Source organism: Streptomyces sp. NPDC003035, from assembly GCF_042888285.1.
Taxonomy (GTDB): Bacteria; Actinomycetota; Actinomycetes; order Streptomycetales; family Streptomycetaceae; genus Streptomyces.
Genome location: NZ_JBIAPJ010000008.1, coordinates 456199 through 472521 on the forward strand (window position 1 = coordinate 456199; position 16323 = coordinate 472521).

Genomic DNA, 16323 nt, shown 5'->3' on the forward strand with positions numbered 1-16323 from the left:
TCAGACGCGGTGGGCGGTCGGCCGGACGAGCAGGGCACAGGCGAGGACGGCCAGGACGGCTGCCGCGGCACCGGCCACGGCCGGTCCGGCCGCCGGGGTGAACGTCTGTGCGGCGGCGGCCAGCGTGCACACCGCGGCCGCGCTCCGGACGGCGCCGAAGGCCTGGAGGAGCAGGCCGAGCCAGAGGACGACCCCGACGAGCAGCAGCCCGAGGAGCCGGACTCCGCCGAGCGCCGCCGCTCCGGGCCACAGCAGTGTGCCGAGGGACGCGAGGGCGAGCAGCACGGCCAGGTACGCGCCGAGGCAGTGGGCCAGCGTCCCCGCGGCCGCACGCCGGAACGCGCGGGCGCTGGTGAGGGTGCGCAGGCCGACGAGGCTCTCGCTGCGGAAGCGGTGCAGCAGCCACTCGGCGGGCCCCATGGACAACGTGAGCGCGACCACGGGCGCGGCGCCCGTCACGAGCACGTCACCGCCCCCCGCGTACAGCACGAGCAGCCCGGTCCCGAGCCCGAAGAGACCGTACGGGAGAGAGCCGACGAGCGGCGGCCCGGACCGGCCCGGACCGGACCCCCGCTCGACACGGCCCGCCCGCCGAACCCGGGGAGCGGGGTCCACGACGCGGCCGGACCGACCGGCCCGGGGGGCGGGGTCCGCGATGCGGCCGGACCGGCCGGACCGAGGCGCCGGAGTCATGGCGCGGCCTGGCCAACGTACCCAGGGGGCGGAGGCCCGGGGGGTGGGATCCGTCCGGCCGTCCCGAGGGGCCGGAGTCATGGCACGGCCTGGCCAACGTGCCCAAGGGGCGGAGGCCCGGGGGGCGGGGTCTGTCCGGCCGTCCCGAGGGGCGGAGGCCACGGCACCGGCCGACCCGCCGGACCGAAGGTCCGGGGGCACAACACCGTCCGACCCGCCGAACCGAGGGGCCGGAGTCATGGCGCGGCCTGGCCAACGTGCCCAGGGGGCGGAGGCCCGGGGGGTGGGATCCGTCCGGCCGTCCCGAGGGCCCGGGGCCGCGACACTGGCCGACCCGGCGGCCCGAGGGGCCGGGGCCGCGGCGGGGTCCGACCGGCCGGGCCGAGGGGCCGGGGTCGCGGCGGAATCCGACCGGCCGGCCCAGGCGTCCGGGCGCAGCACGATCGTCGCGAAGGAGACCGTGGCCGTCAGGGAGAGGAGCAACAGGCCCGCGCGGAGCGGGTCCGGGAGGTCGTACCGGAACGCGGGCACCGCGCCGGCGAGCGGCACCAGGGCGCACAGCAGGGCGCGTTCGCGGCCGAGGACGAGCAGGGCCGTCGCGGCGCCGAGGTAGAGGGACTGCCCCGCGGCGAACACGACGACCCGCCACGCGCCGGGACCGGCAGCCGCCAGGGCGACGGCCGTGCCGACGAGCGCGCCCGCCGGGGCACCGACAAGCAGCGCGCGGGCCGAGGCCCGTCGGTCGCCGAGGCCGAGCCAGGAGTACGCGCGGTGGGCGAGGGCCTGGTTCCACACCCATCCCGTCACCGCCCCCGCGAGCAGCGGGCCCGCGGCCGGCCCGGCCAGGAGCGGCGCCCCCAGCACGTACGCGAGGCCCGGCAGGGCGAAGACGAGCCCGCGCAGCAGGCAGCCGGCGAGCCCGCTGTGCCAGGGCCCGGCGGGCGGGGCCTCCGGCTCGGCGTGGCGCCGCTCCACGCGCGCGTAGAGGTCCTCGGCGAGCGCGAAGGAGTCGTCGCGCCCGTAGGTGAGCCGGATGTGGTCGTCGGTCATGCCGTCGGACTCCAGGATCGCGGCTATCTCGTCGGGATGCACCGCGTCGCCGGCCAACGCGTCGAACCGGTCGGCGAGTTCGTCGAGCGGATCGGGAGCGAAGGGCCCCTGTGGCGCCCGGGTGGTGTCGCAAGGGGTGCGGTGCGGGCGGCCCGAAGAATCCGGGGCGCACCTGGTGCGCAGGCCGCGCGGGCTCTCGGCGCCCGGAGGACCGGGCACGGCGGGCAGGGCGTCGCCCGGGACGCGCCTGGTCGGCCCGACTCCCGAGCCGGACTCCTCCTCGCACAGCGAGGCGCCAACCGCCCGGCGGGCGCGACACACACCGTACGAAACGGGCGGGCCGGCGCTGGGCGGAGCGTCCGGCGCGAGGCGCTCGGCAGACGTGCCACCGTGACCGTCGCACACGTCGCACCGGACAGTGGAACACCCGCCCGCGTGGCGCTCGGCAGACGTGCCACCGTGGCCGTCGCACGCGGCGGCGCACGCGCCGCACTGGGCGGTGGGCCCGTGGGGTCCAGGGGCGGCGCCGGGCCTGCGGGGGCGGGGGATCACCGGCAGCGTGTCCCGCATCGTGCCGTTCTTCAGCCAGAGCGAGCCGCTCATGAGAGGGAGCCTCCGCCGACGAGTTCCTGGCGCCAGGGGTCGGTGAGGCGCACCGTCCAGTCCTCCGGGTCCTTCGGAGGCTCGACCGGCTGTCCGGCGAGTTCGCGGTAGATCCGCCGGAAGCCGTCCACCGAGCGGTGCAGGGTGAACCGGTCGACGACCCGCTGCCGGGCCCGGCGGCCCAGCTCGGCCCGCCGCTCCCCGTCGCGCAGCAGCTCCGTCACGGCCGCGGCCAGCACGGCGGGCTCGCGCGGCGGCACGACGAGTCCGGTGTCGCCGACGGCCTCCCGTACCCCGCCCACGTCCGTGGACACCGTGGCCCGGCCACAGGACATCGCCTCGATCAGCGAGAAGGGAAACCCTTCGCTGATCGAGGACAGCACCACCACGCTCCCCGCCCCATAGGCGCCGGCCACGTCGGAGACCCGGCCCTCGAAGGCGATGCCGTCGGTGACGCCCAGCTCGGCCGCCAGCTTCTCCAGGCGGGTCCGGTAGTCCTCGTTGCCCGCCGGTACCGGACCGAACAACCGCAGCCTCAGCTCGGGAAGTTCGGCGCGGCAGATCGCGTACGCCCGGATCAGCGTCTCCAGGTCCTTGATGGGGTCGATCCGGCCGCACCAGCTGAGGGTGGGGACCTCCGGCTCGGGTCCGGCGTGGGGGAAGGCGTGCGGGTCGACGCCGTTGTAGACGGTCCGGATACGGGCGGCGGGGGCGCCGCCGCGCTCCTCCCAGCGCCGGTTGTACTGGTTGCAGGGGGTGATCAGGTCGGCCTTGCGGTAGCCGAGGGTGTTGAGCTCGCGGTAGAAGCCGAGCATCAGGGCCTTGACGGGCCAGCGCTGGACCTCGGTGCGGTAGCCGAGGTACCGCTCACGCAGGTAGATGCCGTGTTCGGTGAGCAGGAAGGGCACCCCTTCGAAGTGCTGGGCGGCGAGCGCCGGCAGGGTCGCGAGTCCGCTGGAGACGGCGTGCGCGACGCTGCTGCCGGGTATGCGGGCGGCGAGCGGTCGCAGGGCGTGCTCCAGCAGGTCGGTGGCGGTCAGGGCGTCGTGGACGGTGGGCCGGGCCGCGGCCGTCGGCAGGTGCGGCATGGTCCAGATCCACATCAGTGAGCGCAGTGACGGCTCGGAGCGCAGGGCGGCGGTGAGCCCGCCGCGCCGGGCGAGTTCGGCCAGGGCGTAGAGGCCCTCGCCGAACTCGTAGCCGGCGTCGGGATCGGGGTCGAGCAGGGAGAGCAGGAAGCGTTCGTAGATGTCGGCGAAGCGGCGGCGCGCCCGCCCCCACGGCGGTCGGCCCCGCTCCGGGGCCTGGCCCCAGAGCGCGAAGGCGGTGTGCCGGTAGACGTTCGGCGGCAGCTCCCAGGTGACCGGTTCACGGCCGTTGCCGGTGAGGGCGAGGACCTGGAAGTCGACCTCGGGCATGCCCCGGACGAGCTGGTCGCACCAGGTGCTGACGCCTCCGTGGACATGCGGATAGGTGCCTTCGGTGAGCATGGTGACGTGACGGCCACTGCTCGGCATGTGCGTTTCCCCCAGAACGTGACGACAGCGGAACGTGACGACGGCCGGTCAGGCGGTCGGGAGCCGGAGCGTGATCGCGGTCTGCAGCGGCTCCGGGGCGGTCCAGGCCGAGCGTGCTCCTGCGTACGGCGTCCCGAACGCCGAGGTGCCGAGCAGGAGTTGTTTCCGGGTGCCCTCGGGGGCGGTGACGGGCGCGGTCACGCCCGCGGGCGCCTTGACGGTGACGGTGGTGCCGATGCGGTACGCGGTGACCTGGCCGGCCGCGAGCGCCCGGTCCCAGGCGGCACGGCGGTTCAGCTCGGTGCCGACGTCGCGCTGACGGGGGTTCACCAGCGGTGTGTTGTCGGCGAAGAGGGCCCGGTAGTCGACGAGGACCCGGTCGAGGACGGGGTAGAGGATCCGCTCCTCGGCAAGGTTGGACTGGTGGACGTAGTGCGGGCGCGGGTCGTTCGCGACGATGTGGGAGAGGGCCGTGCGGGCCTCCCGCGGCACGATGTGGGCGACGTACCCGGTGGCGGTGTCCAACGGGGCGGGCAGGCAGGTGGAGGCCGGGTCGGTCTCGCAGATCCCGCTGCCGCCGTGGGCGCGCGAGGTGTAGATCCAGTTGTACTCGTCGGCCATCTCGGCGGCCGTTCCCACGTTGTAGTACACGTTCATCGGGTGGCGCGGGACGGTCCTGGCGGCGGCTGTACCGGTGCCGACGGCACGCTGCTGCGGTTCGCGGGAGTTGTCGCTCGCCACCCATGTCACCCCGTTGTCGGCGAGCGCGCCGGCGAGGTTCGGGTTGTCGGTGGGCTGCTGTGGGAGGGTCTTCAGGCCGGAGTGCTCGCCGGTGACGAGCTCGGTCCGGTCGACGGAGAGGCCCTTGCGGACGGCCCAGTCGTGGTTGTTCCGGATCTGCCCGGAGATCTCGCCGCGGCTCATCCACAGGGTGGTGCCGGTGGCGTTCTTCGCGCACCGCCAGGGGACGGTGGTGGTGTCCTGGACGCAGCCGAGGAAGGGGTGGGTGTACGTGTGGTTGATCCAGCGGTACTGGGCGCGGTCGGCGATCAGCTGGGCGGCGAGCGGGTCGGTGCCTCCGTGCCCGGTCTTCCACTGCTCGCCCTGGCCGCCGTTGTAGACCATGTCGAGGGTGAAGCCGGCGGCCTTCTGCCAGGCGGCGGCGTGGCGGGCGTCGTCGGCGGTCATCCGGATCGGGTTCTCGCCCTGGCCCTCGTCGCCGACGCAGTCGAAGTCGCCGGGGGTGCAGTTCCGGACGGTGTCCCAACGGGCGTCGGGGGCGAAGACGTCGTCGACGTGGACGGAGAAATAGCTGCGGCTCTGCCCGAGGTGGACGCCCTGGGTGAGCCATTCGACGATGCCGCGGGCGAGCGCCCGGAACTGCCGCTGGTACGGGTTGTAGGCGAAGGTGACGACCAGTTCGCGGCGGCCGTCGTGGGCGTACTCGCCGATCAGGCTGGCCCGGCCGCCGCTGTCGACGGGGATGTCGAGGTAGCTGGTGAAGCCCTCGCGGGGGCGGCCCGCGTAGCCGTAGCTCTCGGAGATCGCCGGGTCGTTGTCCTCGAAGGTCAGCGGCCCGTCGAGGTGGCGGAAGGGGCCTGCCCTGCCGGCCGCGGTGACGGAGGCGGCGGCGCCGTCGAGGGGACCGGAGAAGCCGCCCTCACTGGTGTGGTCGAGCCCGACGCCGGGGTGGGCCCAGGTGTACGCGTCGACCTGCGGGATGCCGTAGGTCCTCTCGTACGCGGAGAGGGCGGCCTGCTCGGCGGAGTCGGGGCCGAAGGCGGTCTCGTGGGGCAGGACGACGCCCTGGTACTTGGCCCGGGGGCGGCCCGCGACCGTGTCGCTGAGGAAGGCGGCGTCGATGACCGGGCGGTCGGAATCGGCCAGATCGACCCGTCGGTACGGGACACCGGTGGTGCGCAGCTCGGAGGTGATCGCCTCCACGGCGCTGCCGCCGTCGTCGACGACCAGGACGGTGAGGTCGATCCGCGGCACCGCCTCGGCCGCGCTCGCCCCCGCGGAGGGGACGACGGTGGCGAGGAGCGCGGCGGCGAGCAGGGATGCCGTCCTGGGGGTACCTCCCAGGCCGAAGGCGCTGGGGGAGGTTCTGGGCATACGGGATCCGGCAGAGTCCATCGGGTGTCCCCCCTCGACAGGCCCAGCCGGTACGAGGGAGGACCTGTGGAGATGATGCGGATGAGGCAAAGGGGCGAGTGCCGCCCTTGCGCGATTGAGGCGAGTGTGGCGGAGCTCGCCGGGCCTGCGAGGTAAACGTGAAAGAGACACCACGGATGAGTGAATCGCCGTCGCCGTGAGCGAGGACGACGAGCGAGCGTAGGCTCGTTCCCGGCGTCCCCCGGGCCGAAATACGATGCGGCGGGCACGGTCGGCCCATCCCTCGACCGCCACAGAACTCAATGGAAGCGAGATTTCACCACCGTGACTGCTCTCACTCTCAGCACTGCCGGTGCGGCGACGCTGCGCGCCGACGCCCTCGTCGTCGGCGTCGCGAAGTCCGGCGACGGCCTGCTCGTCGCCTCGGGCGCCGAGGCCGTCGACAAGGCGTTCGACGGTAAGCTCGCCGCCGTCCTGGAGACCCTGGGCGCCACGGGTGCCGAGGGTGAGGCGACCAAGCTGCCCGCCCCCGCCGGTCTGAAGGCCCCCGTCGTGCTCGCCGTCGGCCTGGGTTCCGCCCCCGAGGACGGCGAGGCGTACGGCTCCGAGGCCCTGCGCCGCGCCGCCGGCACCGCCGCCCGTACCCTGCACGGCTCCAAGAAGGCCGCGTTCGCGCTGCCGGTCTCCGCCGCCGGGGACGCCGAGGCGATCGCGGAGGGCGCGCTGCTCGGCGCGTACGCCTACACCGCGTACCAGGAAGGCAAGAACGGCAAGGGCGCGAAGAAGCCGCTGGCCGAGGTCGTCCTGCTCGGCGGCAAGCCGCGTGACAAGGCGTTCAAGGCCGTCGCCGAGCGCGCGCAGGCGGTCGCGGAGGAGATCAACCGCGCCCGCGACCTGATCAACATGCCGCCGAACGACCTCTACCCCGAGACGTTCGCCGCCATCGTCACGGCCGCGGGCAAGGAGCACGGCCTCAAGGTGCAGGTGCTCGACGAGAAGGCGCTCGACAAGGGCGGCTACGGCGGCATCCTCGGCGTGGGCAAGGGCGCGGTCCGCGGCCCGCGTCTGGTCCGGGTCGCCTACACCCACCCGAAGGCGGAGAAGACCCTCGCCCTGGTCGGCAAGGGCATCACCTACGACTCGGGCGGCATCTCCCTGAAGCCGGCCGGCCACAACGAGACGATGAAGTGCGACATGAGCGGCGCCGCCGCCGTGTTCGCCGCGGTCGTCGCCGCGGCCCGCATCGGTCTGGCCGTGAACGTCACCGGCTGGCTGGCACTGGCCGAGAACATGCCGTCGGGCTCGGCCACCCGCCCCGGCGACGTGCTGCGCATGTACAGCGGCAAGACCGTCGAGGTCCTCAACACCGACGCCGAGGGCCGGCTCGTCCTCGCCGACGCGCTGACCCGGGCCTCGGAGGAGAACCCGGACGCGATCGTCGACGTGGCGACGCTGACCGGTGCGATGGTGCTGGCCCTGGGCAACCGCACCTTCGGCATCATGGCCAACGACGACGACTACCGCACAGCGATCCACGAGATCGCCGAGGAGGTCGGCGAGCAGTCCTGGCCGATGCCGCTCCCGGCGGACCTGCGCAAGGGCATGGACTCGCCGACCGCCGACATCGCCAACATGGGCGAGCGGATGGGCGGCGGCCTGGTCGCCGGTCTCTTCCTGCGGGAGTTCGTGGGCGAGGGCATCACCTGGGCCCACCTCGACATCGCGGGCCCGGCCTTCCACGAGGGCGCGCCCTACGGCTACACCCCGAAGGGCGGCACGGGTTCCGCGGTCCGCACCCTGGTGAAGCTGGCCGAGCGGACCGCCGACGGCGAGCTCTGATCCGTCGAGCACGTGTGTACCGGCCCCCGGGTTCACACCCGGGGGCCGTTGCGCTCTCGACGAAATCCGTACGTTCGTACGGGCTGATCACCTGTCCGTACGGGCGATCAGCCGTCTCACAGCCCGGCCCCGCGTCCCGCCTTCCGGCAACAAGTGCGAAGATGGGTTCTCGGCAGGACAGGGCCCCCACCACAGGGCCGAAGAAAAAGCGGCCGAACACCAGCCGATCGACCGGTCCGCGCCCGAAGGGGCGTACGGAACCGGCGATGGCGCACATGCATGGAGGACGTGACGTGGCGAACGACGCCAGCACCGTTTTCGACCTAGTGATCCTCGGCGGCGGTAGCGGCGGTTACGCCGCGGCGCTGCGCGGAGCGCAGCTGGGCCTGGACGTCGCACTGATCGAGAAGAACAAGCTCGGCGGCACCTGCCTGCACAACGGCTGCATCCCCACGAAGGCCCTGCTCCACGCCGGCGAGGTCGCCGACCAGGCCCGCGAGGCGGAGCAGTTCGGTGTCAAGGCCTCTTTCGAGGGCATCGACATCAAGGCCGTCCACAAGTACAAGGACGATGTGATCTCGGGCCTGTACAAGGGTCTGCAGGGTCTGGTCGCCTCTCGCAAGGTGACATACATCGAGGGCCACGGCCACCTCTCCTCCCCGACCTCCGTCGACGTGGACGGCCGTCGCGTCGAGGGTCGTCACGTCCTCCTCGCCACCGGCTCCGTACCGAAGTCGCTGCCGGGCCTGGAGATCGACGGCAACCGGATCATCTCCTCGGACCACGCGCTGACCCTGGACCGCGTCCCGGAGTCCGCGATCATCCTCGGCGGCGGTGTGATCGGCGTCGAGTTCGCCTCCGCGTGGAAGTCCTTCGGCACCGACGTCACGGTCATCGAGGGCCTGAAGCACCTGGTCCCGGTCGAGGACGAGAACAGCTCCAAGCTTCTTGAGCGCGCCTTCCGCAAGCGCGGCATCAAGTTCAACCTCGGCACCTTCTTCCAGTCCGCCGAGTACACCGAGAACGGCGTCAAGGTCACCCTGGCCGACGGCAAGACCTTCGAGGCCGAGGTGCTGCTGGTCGCCATCGGCCGCGGCCCGGTCTCGGCCGGTCTCGGCTACGAGGAGCAGGGCGTCGCGATGGACCGCGGCTACGTGCTCGTCGACGAGTACATGCGCACCAACGTGCCCACGATCTCCGCGGTCGGCGACCTCGTCCCGACCCTCCAGCTCGCGCACGTCGGCTTCGCCGAGGGCATCCTGGTGGCGGAGCGACTGGCCGGTCTGAAGACCGTTCCGATCGACTACGACGGCGTGCCGCGGGTGACGTACTGCCACCCCGAGGTCGCCTCCGTCGGCATCACCGAGGCCAAGGCCAAGGAGATCTACGGCGCGGACAAGGTCGTCGCCCTGAAGTACAACCTCGCGGGCAACGGCAAGAGCAAGATCCTCAAGACCGCGGGCGAGATCAAGCTCGTCCAGGTCAAGGACGGTGCCGTGGTCGGCGTCCACATGGTCGGTGACCGCATGGGCGAGCAGGTCGGCGAAGCGCAGCTGATCTACAACTGGGAGGCGCTGCCGGCCGAGGTCGCGCAGCTCATCCACGCCCACCCGACGCAGAACGAGGCCCTCGGCGAGGCGCACCTGGCGCTGGCCGGCAAGCCTCTGCACTCCCACGACTGACGCTCACGTCATCCACGGGCGCGACGACCACTTCCCGCAATTCGTTAGGAGCAACTGAAACCATGTCGGTTTCCGTAACCCTGCCGGCGCTCGGCGAGAGCGTCACCGAGGGCACCGTCACCCGCTGGCTCAAGGCCGAGGGTGAGCGTGTCGAGGCCGACGAGCCGCTGCTCGAGGTCTCGACCGACAAGGTCGACACCGAGATCCCCGCCCCCGCGTCGGGCGTCCTCGCCTCCATCAAGGTCGCCGAGGACGAGACCGTCGAGGTCGGCGCCGAGCTCGCGATCATCGACGACGGCTCCGGTGCTCCGGCCGCCGCCCCGGCTCCGGCCGCCGCCGAGGCTCCCGCTGCCGAGGCCCCTGCCGCCGCTCCGGCCCCGCAGCAGGAGGCCCCGGCCCCTGCCCCGCAGGCCGCCCCCTCCACCGAGGCCCAGGCCCCGGCTCCGGCCCCGACGGCCGAGGCCGCCGCGGGCGGCGGTTCCGCCGAGGGCACCGACGTCGTCCTGCCGGCGCTCGGTGAGTCCGTCACCGAGGGCACCGTCACCCGCTGGCTGAAGTCGGTCGGCGAGGCCGTCGAGGCCGACGAGCCGCTGCTCGAGGTCTCCACGGACAAGGTCGACACCGAGATCCCGGCCCCGGCTTCGGGTGTCCTGCTGGAGATCGTCGTCGGCGAGGACGAGACCGCCGAGGTCGGCGCCAAGCTGGCCGTCATCGGTGCCGCGGGTGCCGCTCCGGCCGCTGCCCCGGCTCCGGCCGCCGCGCCCGCCGCCGAGGCTCCCGCCCCGGCTCCGGCTCCCGCCCCGGCTCCGGCTCCCGCCCCCGCTGCTCCGGCCGCCCCGGCCGCCGCTCCGGCTCCGGCCCCGGCTGCTCCGGCTCCGGCTCCCGTGGCCGCTCCGGCCCCGGTCACCCCGGCTCCGGCCGCCCCCGCCGCCGCACAGCCGGCGGACGACGGCGCCTACGTGACCCCGCTGGTCCGCAAGCTCGCCTCGGAGAACGGCATCGACCTGGCGTCCGTCAAGGGCACCGGCGTCGGCGGCCGTATCCGCAAGCAGGACGTTCTCGCGGCCGCCGAGGCCAAGAAGGCCGCCCCGGCTCCGGCCGCCGCTGCCGCCCCGGCTCCCGCCGCGAAGGCCCCGGCCCTGGAGGTCTCCCCCCTCCGCGGCCAGACGGTCAAGATGACCCGCATGCGCAAGGTCATCGGCGACAACATGATGAAGGCGCTGCACGGCCAGGCGCAGCTGACCTCGGTCGTCGAGGTCGACATCACCAAGCTGATGAAGCTGCGCGCCGCCGCGAAGGACTCCTTCGCGGCCCGTGAGGGCGTCAAGCTGTCCCCGATGCCGTTCTTCGTGAAGGCGGCGGCCCAGGCGCTGAAGGCCCACCCGGTCATCAACGCCCGGATCAACGAGGACGAGGGCACCATCACGTACTTCGACTCGGAGAACATCGGCATCGCCGTGGACTCCGAGAAGGGTCTGATGACCCCGGTCATCAAGGGTGCGGGCGACCTGAACCTCGCCGGCATCTCGAAGGCCACCGCCGAGCTGGCCGGCAAGGTCCGCGGCAACAAGATCACGCCGGACGAGCTCTCCGGTGCGACCTTCACGATCTCCAACACCGGCTCGCGCGGTGCGCTGTTCGACACGATCATCGTGCCCCCGAACCAGGTCGCCATCCTGGGCATCGGTGCCACGGTCCGTCGTCCGGTCGTCGTGAACCACCCGGACCTGGGTGAGACGATCGCGATCCGCGACATGACGTACGTCGCGCTCTCCTACGACCACCGTCTGGTCGACGGCGCCGACGCGGCCCGTTACCTGACGGCCGTCAAGGCGATCCTCGAGGCCGGCGAGTTCGAGGTCGAGCTCGGCCTGTAAGGCAACGTAACGAGCCTCACCTGCGGCGCCCCCACCTGGAAGTGTTTCCGGGTGGGGGCGCCGCCGTATTGTCTTGAGTGTCAACGCGTCCCTAAGGAGCGGCTTCATGAGCGTGCCCGTCGTCCACTCGCTGCGCGAACAGATCCGCGAGCACATCGTGGAGGGCATCGTCAGCGGCCGCTGGAAGCCGGGCGAGCGGATCGTCGAGCGCCGCATCGCGACGGAGCTGGAGGTCAGCCAGACGCCGGTGCGCGAGGCGCTGCGCGAGCTGGAGTCGCTGCGGCTGATCGAGTCGTCGCCCAACAAGGGCGTACGGGTACGGAATCTCACCGCGGCCGACCTGGAGGAGAGCTACCCCGTCCGGGCCGGTCTGGAGCAGATCGCCGCGGAGCTGGCGGCGGGGCGCCTCTCGGCCGACTGCTCGGCCCTGGAGCCGCACGTGGCGGCCCTGTACGAGGCGGACCGCACGGCCGACGGGACGGCGCAGGTCCGGCACACGGTGGCCTTCCACCGGGAGCTGGTGAAGGCGGCCGGGAACAGCGTGCTGCTGCACACCTGGGAGGGCCTGGGCATCGAGGTCTTCACGGCGTTGTCGATCCGCTGGCTCGGCACGGTCCAGAAGTCGTACGCGGAGGAGCACCAGGAGCTCGTGGAGGCCTTCCGCCGGGGCGATCCGGCCATCGGCTCCCTCGTCAAGGCCCATGTCCTCGGCTGCGCACCTCGCGCCTGACGGTCCGGCGCCGCCGGCCCCGCGCCTGACGGCCTCGTACTCCCCTTGAGCGGGCCCCCGACGGGGGTCCGCTCATTCGTGCACCCAGCCCCTCATCCGGCTCCTCATCCGGCTCCTCACCTGCGAAAACAAGGCACCGGGTGCCCTCTTTCGCGGCACCCTGTGCCGACTTTCTCGATCTGAAGAGGTTTTCCCCTTCAACCCTTTGATCGATCATCGATCGGCGGCTTACAGTCTTCGGCGGGCCGCACCCCGGCCCTCGCCCTGTCCTGCCAGACACGGCACCCCTTCTCCACCCCCATCCTGTCCGGAAGGCGGCGATCATGACCGATCCCGTAGGCAAGATTCCGAGCGAGCTCGACCAGCTCCCGGACCGTGACACCGAGGAGACCGCCGAGTGGGCGGCCTCCCTGGACGCCGTCACCAAGGCCGCCGGCCCGCACCGGGCCGCCTACCTGATGCGTCGCACCCTGCAGCACGCCGAGGGCGCGGGCCTCGCCCTGCCCAAGCTGCTGGAGACGGATTACGTCAACTCCATCCCCACCTCCGCGGAGCCCGTCATCGACGGCGACGAGGAGATGGAGCGGAGGATCACCGCCTGGAACCGCTGGAACGCGGCCGCCATGGTCACCCGTGGTGCCAAGCACGGCGTCGGCGGCCACATCGCCACCTTCGCCTCGGCGGCCTGGCTGTACGAGACCGGCTTCAACCACTTCTTCAAGGGCAAGGACTCCGGAGACGCGGTCGGGTCCGGCGACCAGCTCTACATCCAGGGCCACGCCTCCCCCGGCATCTACGCCCGCGCCTTCCTCGACGGCCGCCTGAACGAGACGCACCTCGACAACTTCCGGCAGGAGTCGGCGGGCCAGGGCCTGCCCTCCTACCCGCACCCGCGCCGGCTGCCCTGGCTGTGGGAGTTCCCGACCGTCTCCATGGGTCTGGGTCCGCTCTCCGCCATCTACCAGGCGCGCTTCAACCGCTACCTCACCAACCGCGGCATCAAGGACGTCTCCGCGTCCCACGTGTGGGCGTTCCTCGGTGACGGCGAGATGGACGAGCCCGAGTCGACCGCGGCACTCGCACTCGCCGCCCGCGAGGGTCTGGACAACCTGACCTTCGTCATCAACTGCAACCTGCAGCGCCTCGACGGCCCGGTCCGCGCCAACTTCAAGATCGTGCAGGAGCTGGAGGCCCAGTTCCGCGGCGCCGGCTGGAACGTCGTGAAGTCGCTGTGGGGCGGCGCCTGGGACGAGCTGTTCGCGCTCGACACCACCGGCGCCCTCGTCCGCCGCCTCCGTGAGGTCCCGGACGCGCAGGTGCAGACGTACCAGACCCGCGACGCCGCCTACATCCGCCAGGACTTCTTCGGCTCGGACCCGGCGCTCGTCGCAATGGCGCAGCTGCTGAGCGACGACAAGATCCTCGAGTGCTTCCACCTCTCGCGCGGTGGCCACGAGCCGCGCAAGGTGTACGCCGCGTACAAGGCCGCGCTGGAGTTCAAGGGCGCGCCGACCGTCGTGCTCGCGCAGACCGTCAAGGGCTTCACCCTCGGCGAGGGCTTCGCCTCGAAGAACGCGAACCACCAGATGAAGAAGCTCTCGGTGGACGAGTTCAAGGCCATGCGCGACCTGCTGGAGCTGCCGATCTCGGACGCGCAGTTCGTCGACGGTGTGGTGCCCTACGGCCACCCCGGCGCCGACTCCCCCGAGGTCCGCTACCTCCAGGAGCGCCGCGCGGCCCTCGGTGGCCCGGCCCCGGCCCGTCGCACCCACGCGCTCGCCCCGCTGCCCGCCCCGGCCGAGAAGGCGTTCGCCGCCTTCGACAAGGGCTCCGGCTCGCAGTCGATCGCCACGACCATGGCCTTCGTACGGCTGGTCAAGGACCTGGTCCGCGACAAGGAGACCGGCAAGCGCTGGGTCCCGATCGTCCCGGACGAGGCCCGTACCTTCGGTATGGAGTCGCTGTTCCCCTCGCTCGGCATCTACTCGCCGAAGGGCCAGACGTACGAGCCGGTCGACCGCGACCAGCTGATGTACTACAAGGAGGCCGTCAACGGCCAGATCCTCAACGAGGGGATCACCGAGGCCGGCTCGATGGCGGACTTCATCGCCGCTTCGTCGTCGTACGCGACGCACGGCGAGGCGATGATCCCCTTCTACATCTTCTACTCGATGTTCGGCTGGCAGCGCACCGCCGACCAGATGTGGCAGCTCGGCGACCAGCTCGGCCGCGGCTTCCTCGTCGGCGCCACCGCGGGCCGTACGACGCTGACCGGTGAGGGTCTGCAGCACGCGGACGGCCACTCCCCGATGATCGCGGCGACCAACCCGGCGGCGCTGACGTACGACCCGGCGTTCGCCTACGAGGTCGCGGCGATCGTCAAGGAGGGTCTGCGCCGGATGTACGGCGAGGCCGCCGAGGGCGAGGACCAGAACGTCTTCTACTACCTCACCGTCTACAACGAGCCGATGCCGCAGCCGGCCAAGCCGTCCGGTGTCGACGAGGGCATCATCAAGGGCCTGTACCGCTTCAACACGGCGGAGTCGGCCGGCCTGGACCTGCCCGCCAACCCGGCGCGCATCCAGCTGCTCTCCTCCGGCACGGCCATCCACTGGGCCCTGGAGGCGCAGAAGCTGCTCGCCGCCGAGTGGGGCGTGGGCGCCGACGTGTGGTCGGCGACCTCGTGGACGGAGCTGCGGCGCGACGCGCTGGAGGCCGACGCGGCACTGCTGCGCGGCGAGGAGCGGATCCCGTACGTCCGCAAGGCGCTGGAGGGCGTCGAGTCCCCGGTCCTCGCGGTGTCGGACTACATGCGTCAGGTCCCCGACCAGATCGCCCAGTGGGTCGAGCAGGACTGGTCCTCCCTCGGTGCGGACGGCTTCGGCCTCTCCGACACCCGCGAGGCGGCCCGCCGCCACTTCGGTGTCGACGCCCAGTCGATCGTCGTCGCGGCCCTGGCCCAGCTGGCACGCCGCGGCGAGGTCCCGGCCTCGGCCGTGAAGGAGGCGCGCGAGCGCTACGGCCTGTAAGCGGGTCTGGTTCCACCGGCCGGGGGCCGCAGCACTGCTGCGGCCCCCGGCCACGTTCAGGCATGGCCCCGGCCCCGGGCCCGTCGACGAGTGAGCCGAGCCCTGAGAATGGCCCCATGCGCGCTGCCCGGCTGATCAAGATGGTGCTTCTGCTCCAGTCCCGCCCGTCGATGACGGCGGCCGAGCTCGCCGCGGAGCTGGAGGTGTCCGAGCGGACGATCACCCGCGACGCCCTCGCCCTCTCCGAGGCGGGGGTTCCGGTGTACGCGGACCGGGGGCGGGCCGGTGGTTACCGGCTGATCGGCGGCTACCGCACCCGTCTGACGGGCCTGGCACGCGGCGAGGCCGAGGCGCTGTTCCTGTCCGGACTGCCGGGCGCTCTGCGGGACATGGGGCTCGAGGACGCGGCCTCGGCGGCCCGGCTGAAGGTGTCGGCGGCGCTGCTGCCCTCCCTGCGGGACGCCCCGGAGTCGGCGGCGCAGCGCTTCCACCTCGACGCGCCCGGCTGGTATCAGGAGCCGGAGACCCCGGAGCTGCTCGCGCCGATCGCGGAGGCGGTCTGGGACGACCGCGTGATCTCGGCCCGCTACCGGCGCGGGGAGACCGAGGTGGACCGGGAGCTCGCGCCGTACGGGCTCGTCCTGAAGGCGGGCGTCTGGTACGTCTGCGCGCGGGCCGGCGCGTCGTTCCGTACGTACCGGGTGGACCGCTTCACGGCGGTCGCGCTGGGCGAGGAACGGTTCGTACGGGACGAGGAGTTCGACCTGCCCGCCTTCTGGGAGGCACGGGCGGCGGAGTTCGCCCGGTCCCTGCTGCGGAGCGAGGTCGTCCTGCGGCTGTCCCCCGCCGGTGCGCGTGGACTGCCGTACGTGACGGACCGGGCGGCGGCGCAGGAGGCGCTGTCCTCGGCGACGCGGGACGAGGAGGGACGGCTGACAGTGACGCTCCGGGTGGAGTCGGACGAGGTCGCCTTCGGCCAGCTGCTCTCCCTGGGCCCGGAGGCGGAGGTGCTGGCCCCGCAGGCACTCAGGGACCGTTTCGCGGAGGCGGCCCGCGGGCTCGCCACGCTGTACGGCTCCGCGGCGGGCACCTCCTAGGGGGTGTCTTGTCGATCAGGCCGGATCAGGGAGCGGGGTCTGGTGCCGTGTATCGCAAGGCGGAGGAGGGAGACAACGCGGTGGGGGTACC

At 72.6% G+C, this 16323-nt stretch carries 9 protein-coding genes; 6 read left to right on the plus strand and 3 right to left on the minus strand.

Annotation, left to right across the window (positions count from 1 at the left end; genetic code table 11):
• The 3 genes from ACFYV5_RS26845 to ACFYV5_RS26855 are packed head-to-tail and all read right to left on the minus strand — an operon-like array spanning position 1 to position 5978.
• On the minus strand, positions 1–2346 hold the full coding sequence (locus tag ACFYV5_RS26845) for a hypothetical protein (protein WP_389172556.1): 2346 nt from the start codon (positions 2344–2346) through the stop codon (positions 1–3).
• Positions 2343–3863: a GT4 family glycosyltransferase PelF gene (gene pelF / locus ACFYV5_RS26850; protein WP_389172558.1), complete on the minus strand. Its 1521-nt coding sequence runs from the start codon at positions 3861–3863 to the stop codon at positions 2343–2345. Before pelF ends, ACFYV5_RS26845 begins: the two co-directional genes overlap by 4 nt.
• 48 nt (positions 3864–3911) lie before the next feature.
• A complete protein-coding gene (locus ACFYV5_RS26855) occupies positions 3912–5978 on the minus strand; it encodes a hypothetical protein (protein ID WP_389172560.1) in 2067 nt (688 codons plus the stop codon).
• A 324-nt stretch (positions 5979–6302) separates the two neighbouring features.
• Between ACFYV5_RS26855 and ACFYV5_RS26860 the strand changes: the two genes are divergently transcribed.
• From ACFYV5_RS26860 to ACFYV5_RS26885, 6 genes are all read left to right on the plus strand, one after another.
• Entirely contained in the window at positions 6303–7817 is a 1515-nt protein-coding gene (locus ACFYV5_RS26860; protein ID WP_389172562.1) for a leucyl aminopeptidase, read from the plus strand.
• A gap of 293 nt (positions 7818–8110) precedes the next feature.
• Entirely contained in the window at positions 8111–9499 is a 1389-nt protein-coding gene (lpdA, locus tag ACFYV5_RS26865; RefSeq protein WP_355109088.1) for a dihydrolipoyl dehydrogenase, read from the plus strand.
• A 62-nt stretch (positions 9500–9561) separates the two neighbouring features.
• On the plus strand, positions 9562–11376 hold the full coding sequence (gene sucB, locus ACFYV5_RS26870; RefSeq protein WP_389172564.1) for a 2-oxoglutarate dehydrogenase, E2 component, dihydrolipoamide succinyltransferase: 1815 nt from the start codon (positions 9562–9564) through the stop codon (positions 11374–11376).
• Positions 11377–11482: 106 nt separating this feature from the next.
• Positions 11483–12106 (plus strand): GntR family transcriptional regulator, encoded by a 624-nt coding sequence (locus ACFYV5_RS26875; protein WP_355109084.1) that lies wholly within the window; start codon positions 11483–11485, stop codon positions 12104–12106.
• A 323-nt stretch (positions 12107–12429) separates the two neighbouring features.
• Positions 12430–15135 carry a pyruvate dehydrogenase (acetyl-transferring), homodimeric type gene (aceE, locus tag ACFYV5_RS26880; RefSeq protein ID WP_389172567.1) on the plus strand — a complete coding sequence of 902 codons (2706 nt, stop codon included), beginning with the start codon at positions 12430–12432 and terminating at the stop codon, positions 15133–15135.
• 116 nt (positions 15136–15251) lie between these two features.
• The gene (locus ACFYV5_RS26885; RefSeq protein WP_389172569.1) at positions 15252–16232 is read left to right on the plus strand and encodes a helix-turn-helix transcriptional regulator; all 981 of its coding nucleotides are present in this window, start codon (positions 15252–15254) and stop codon (positions 16230–16232) included.
• Positions 16233–16323: the final 91 nt, after the last annotated feature.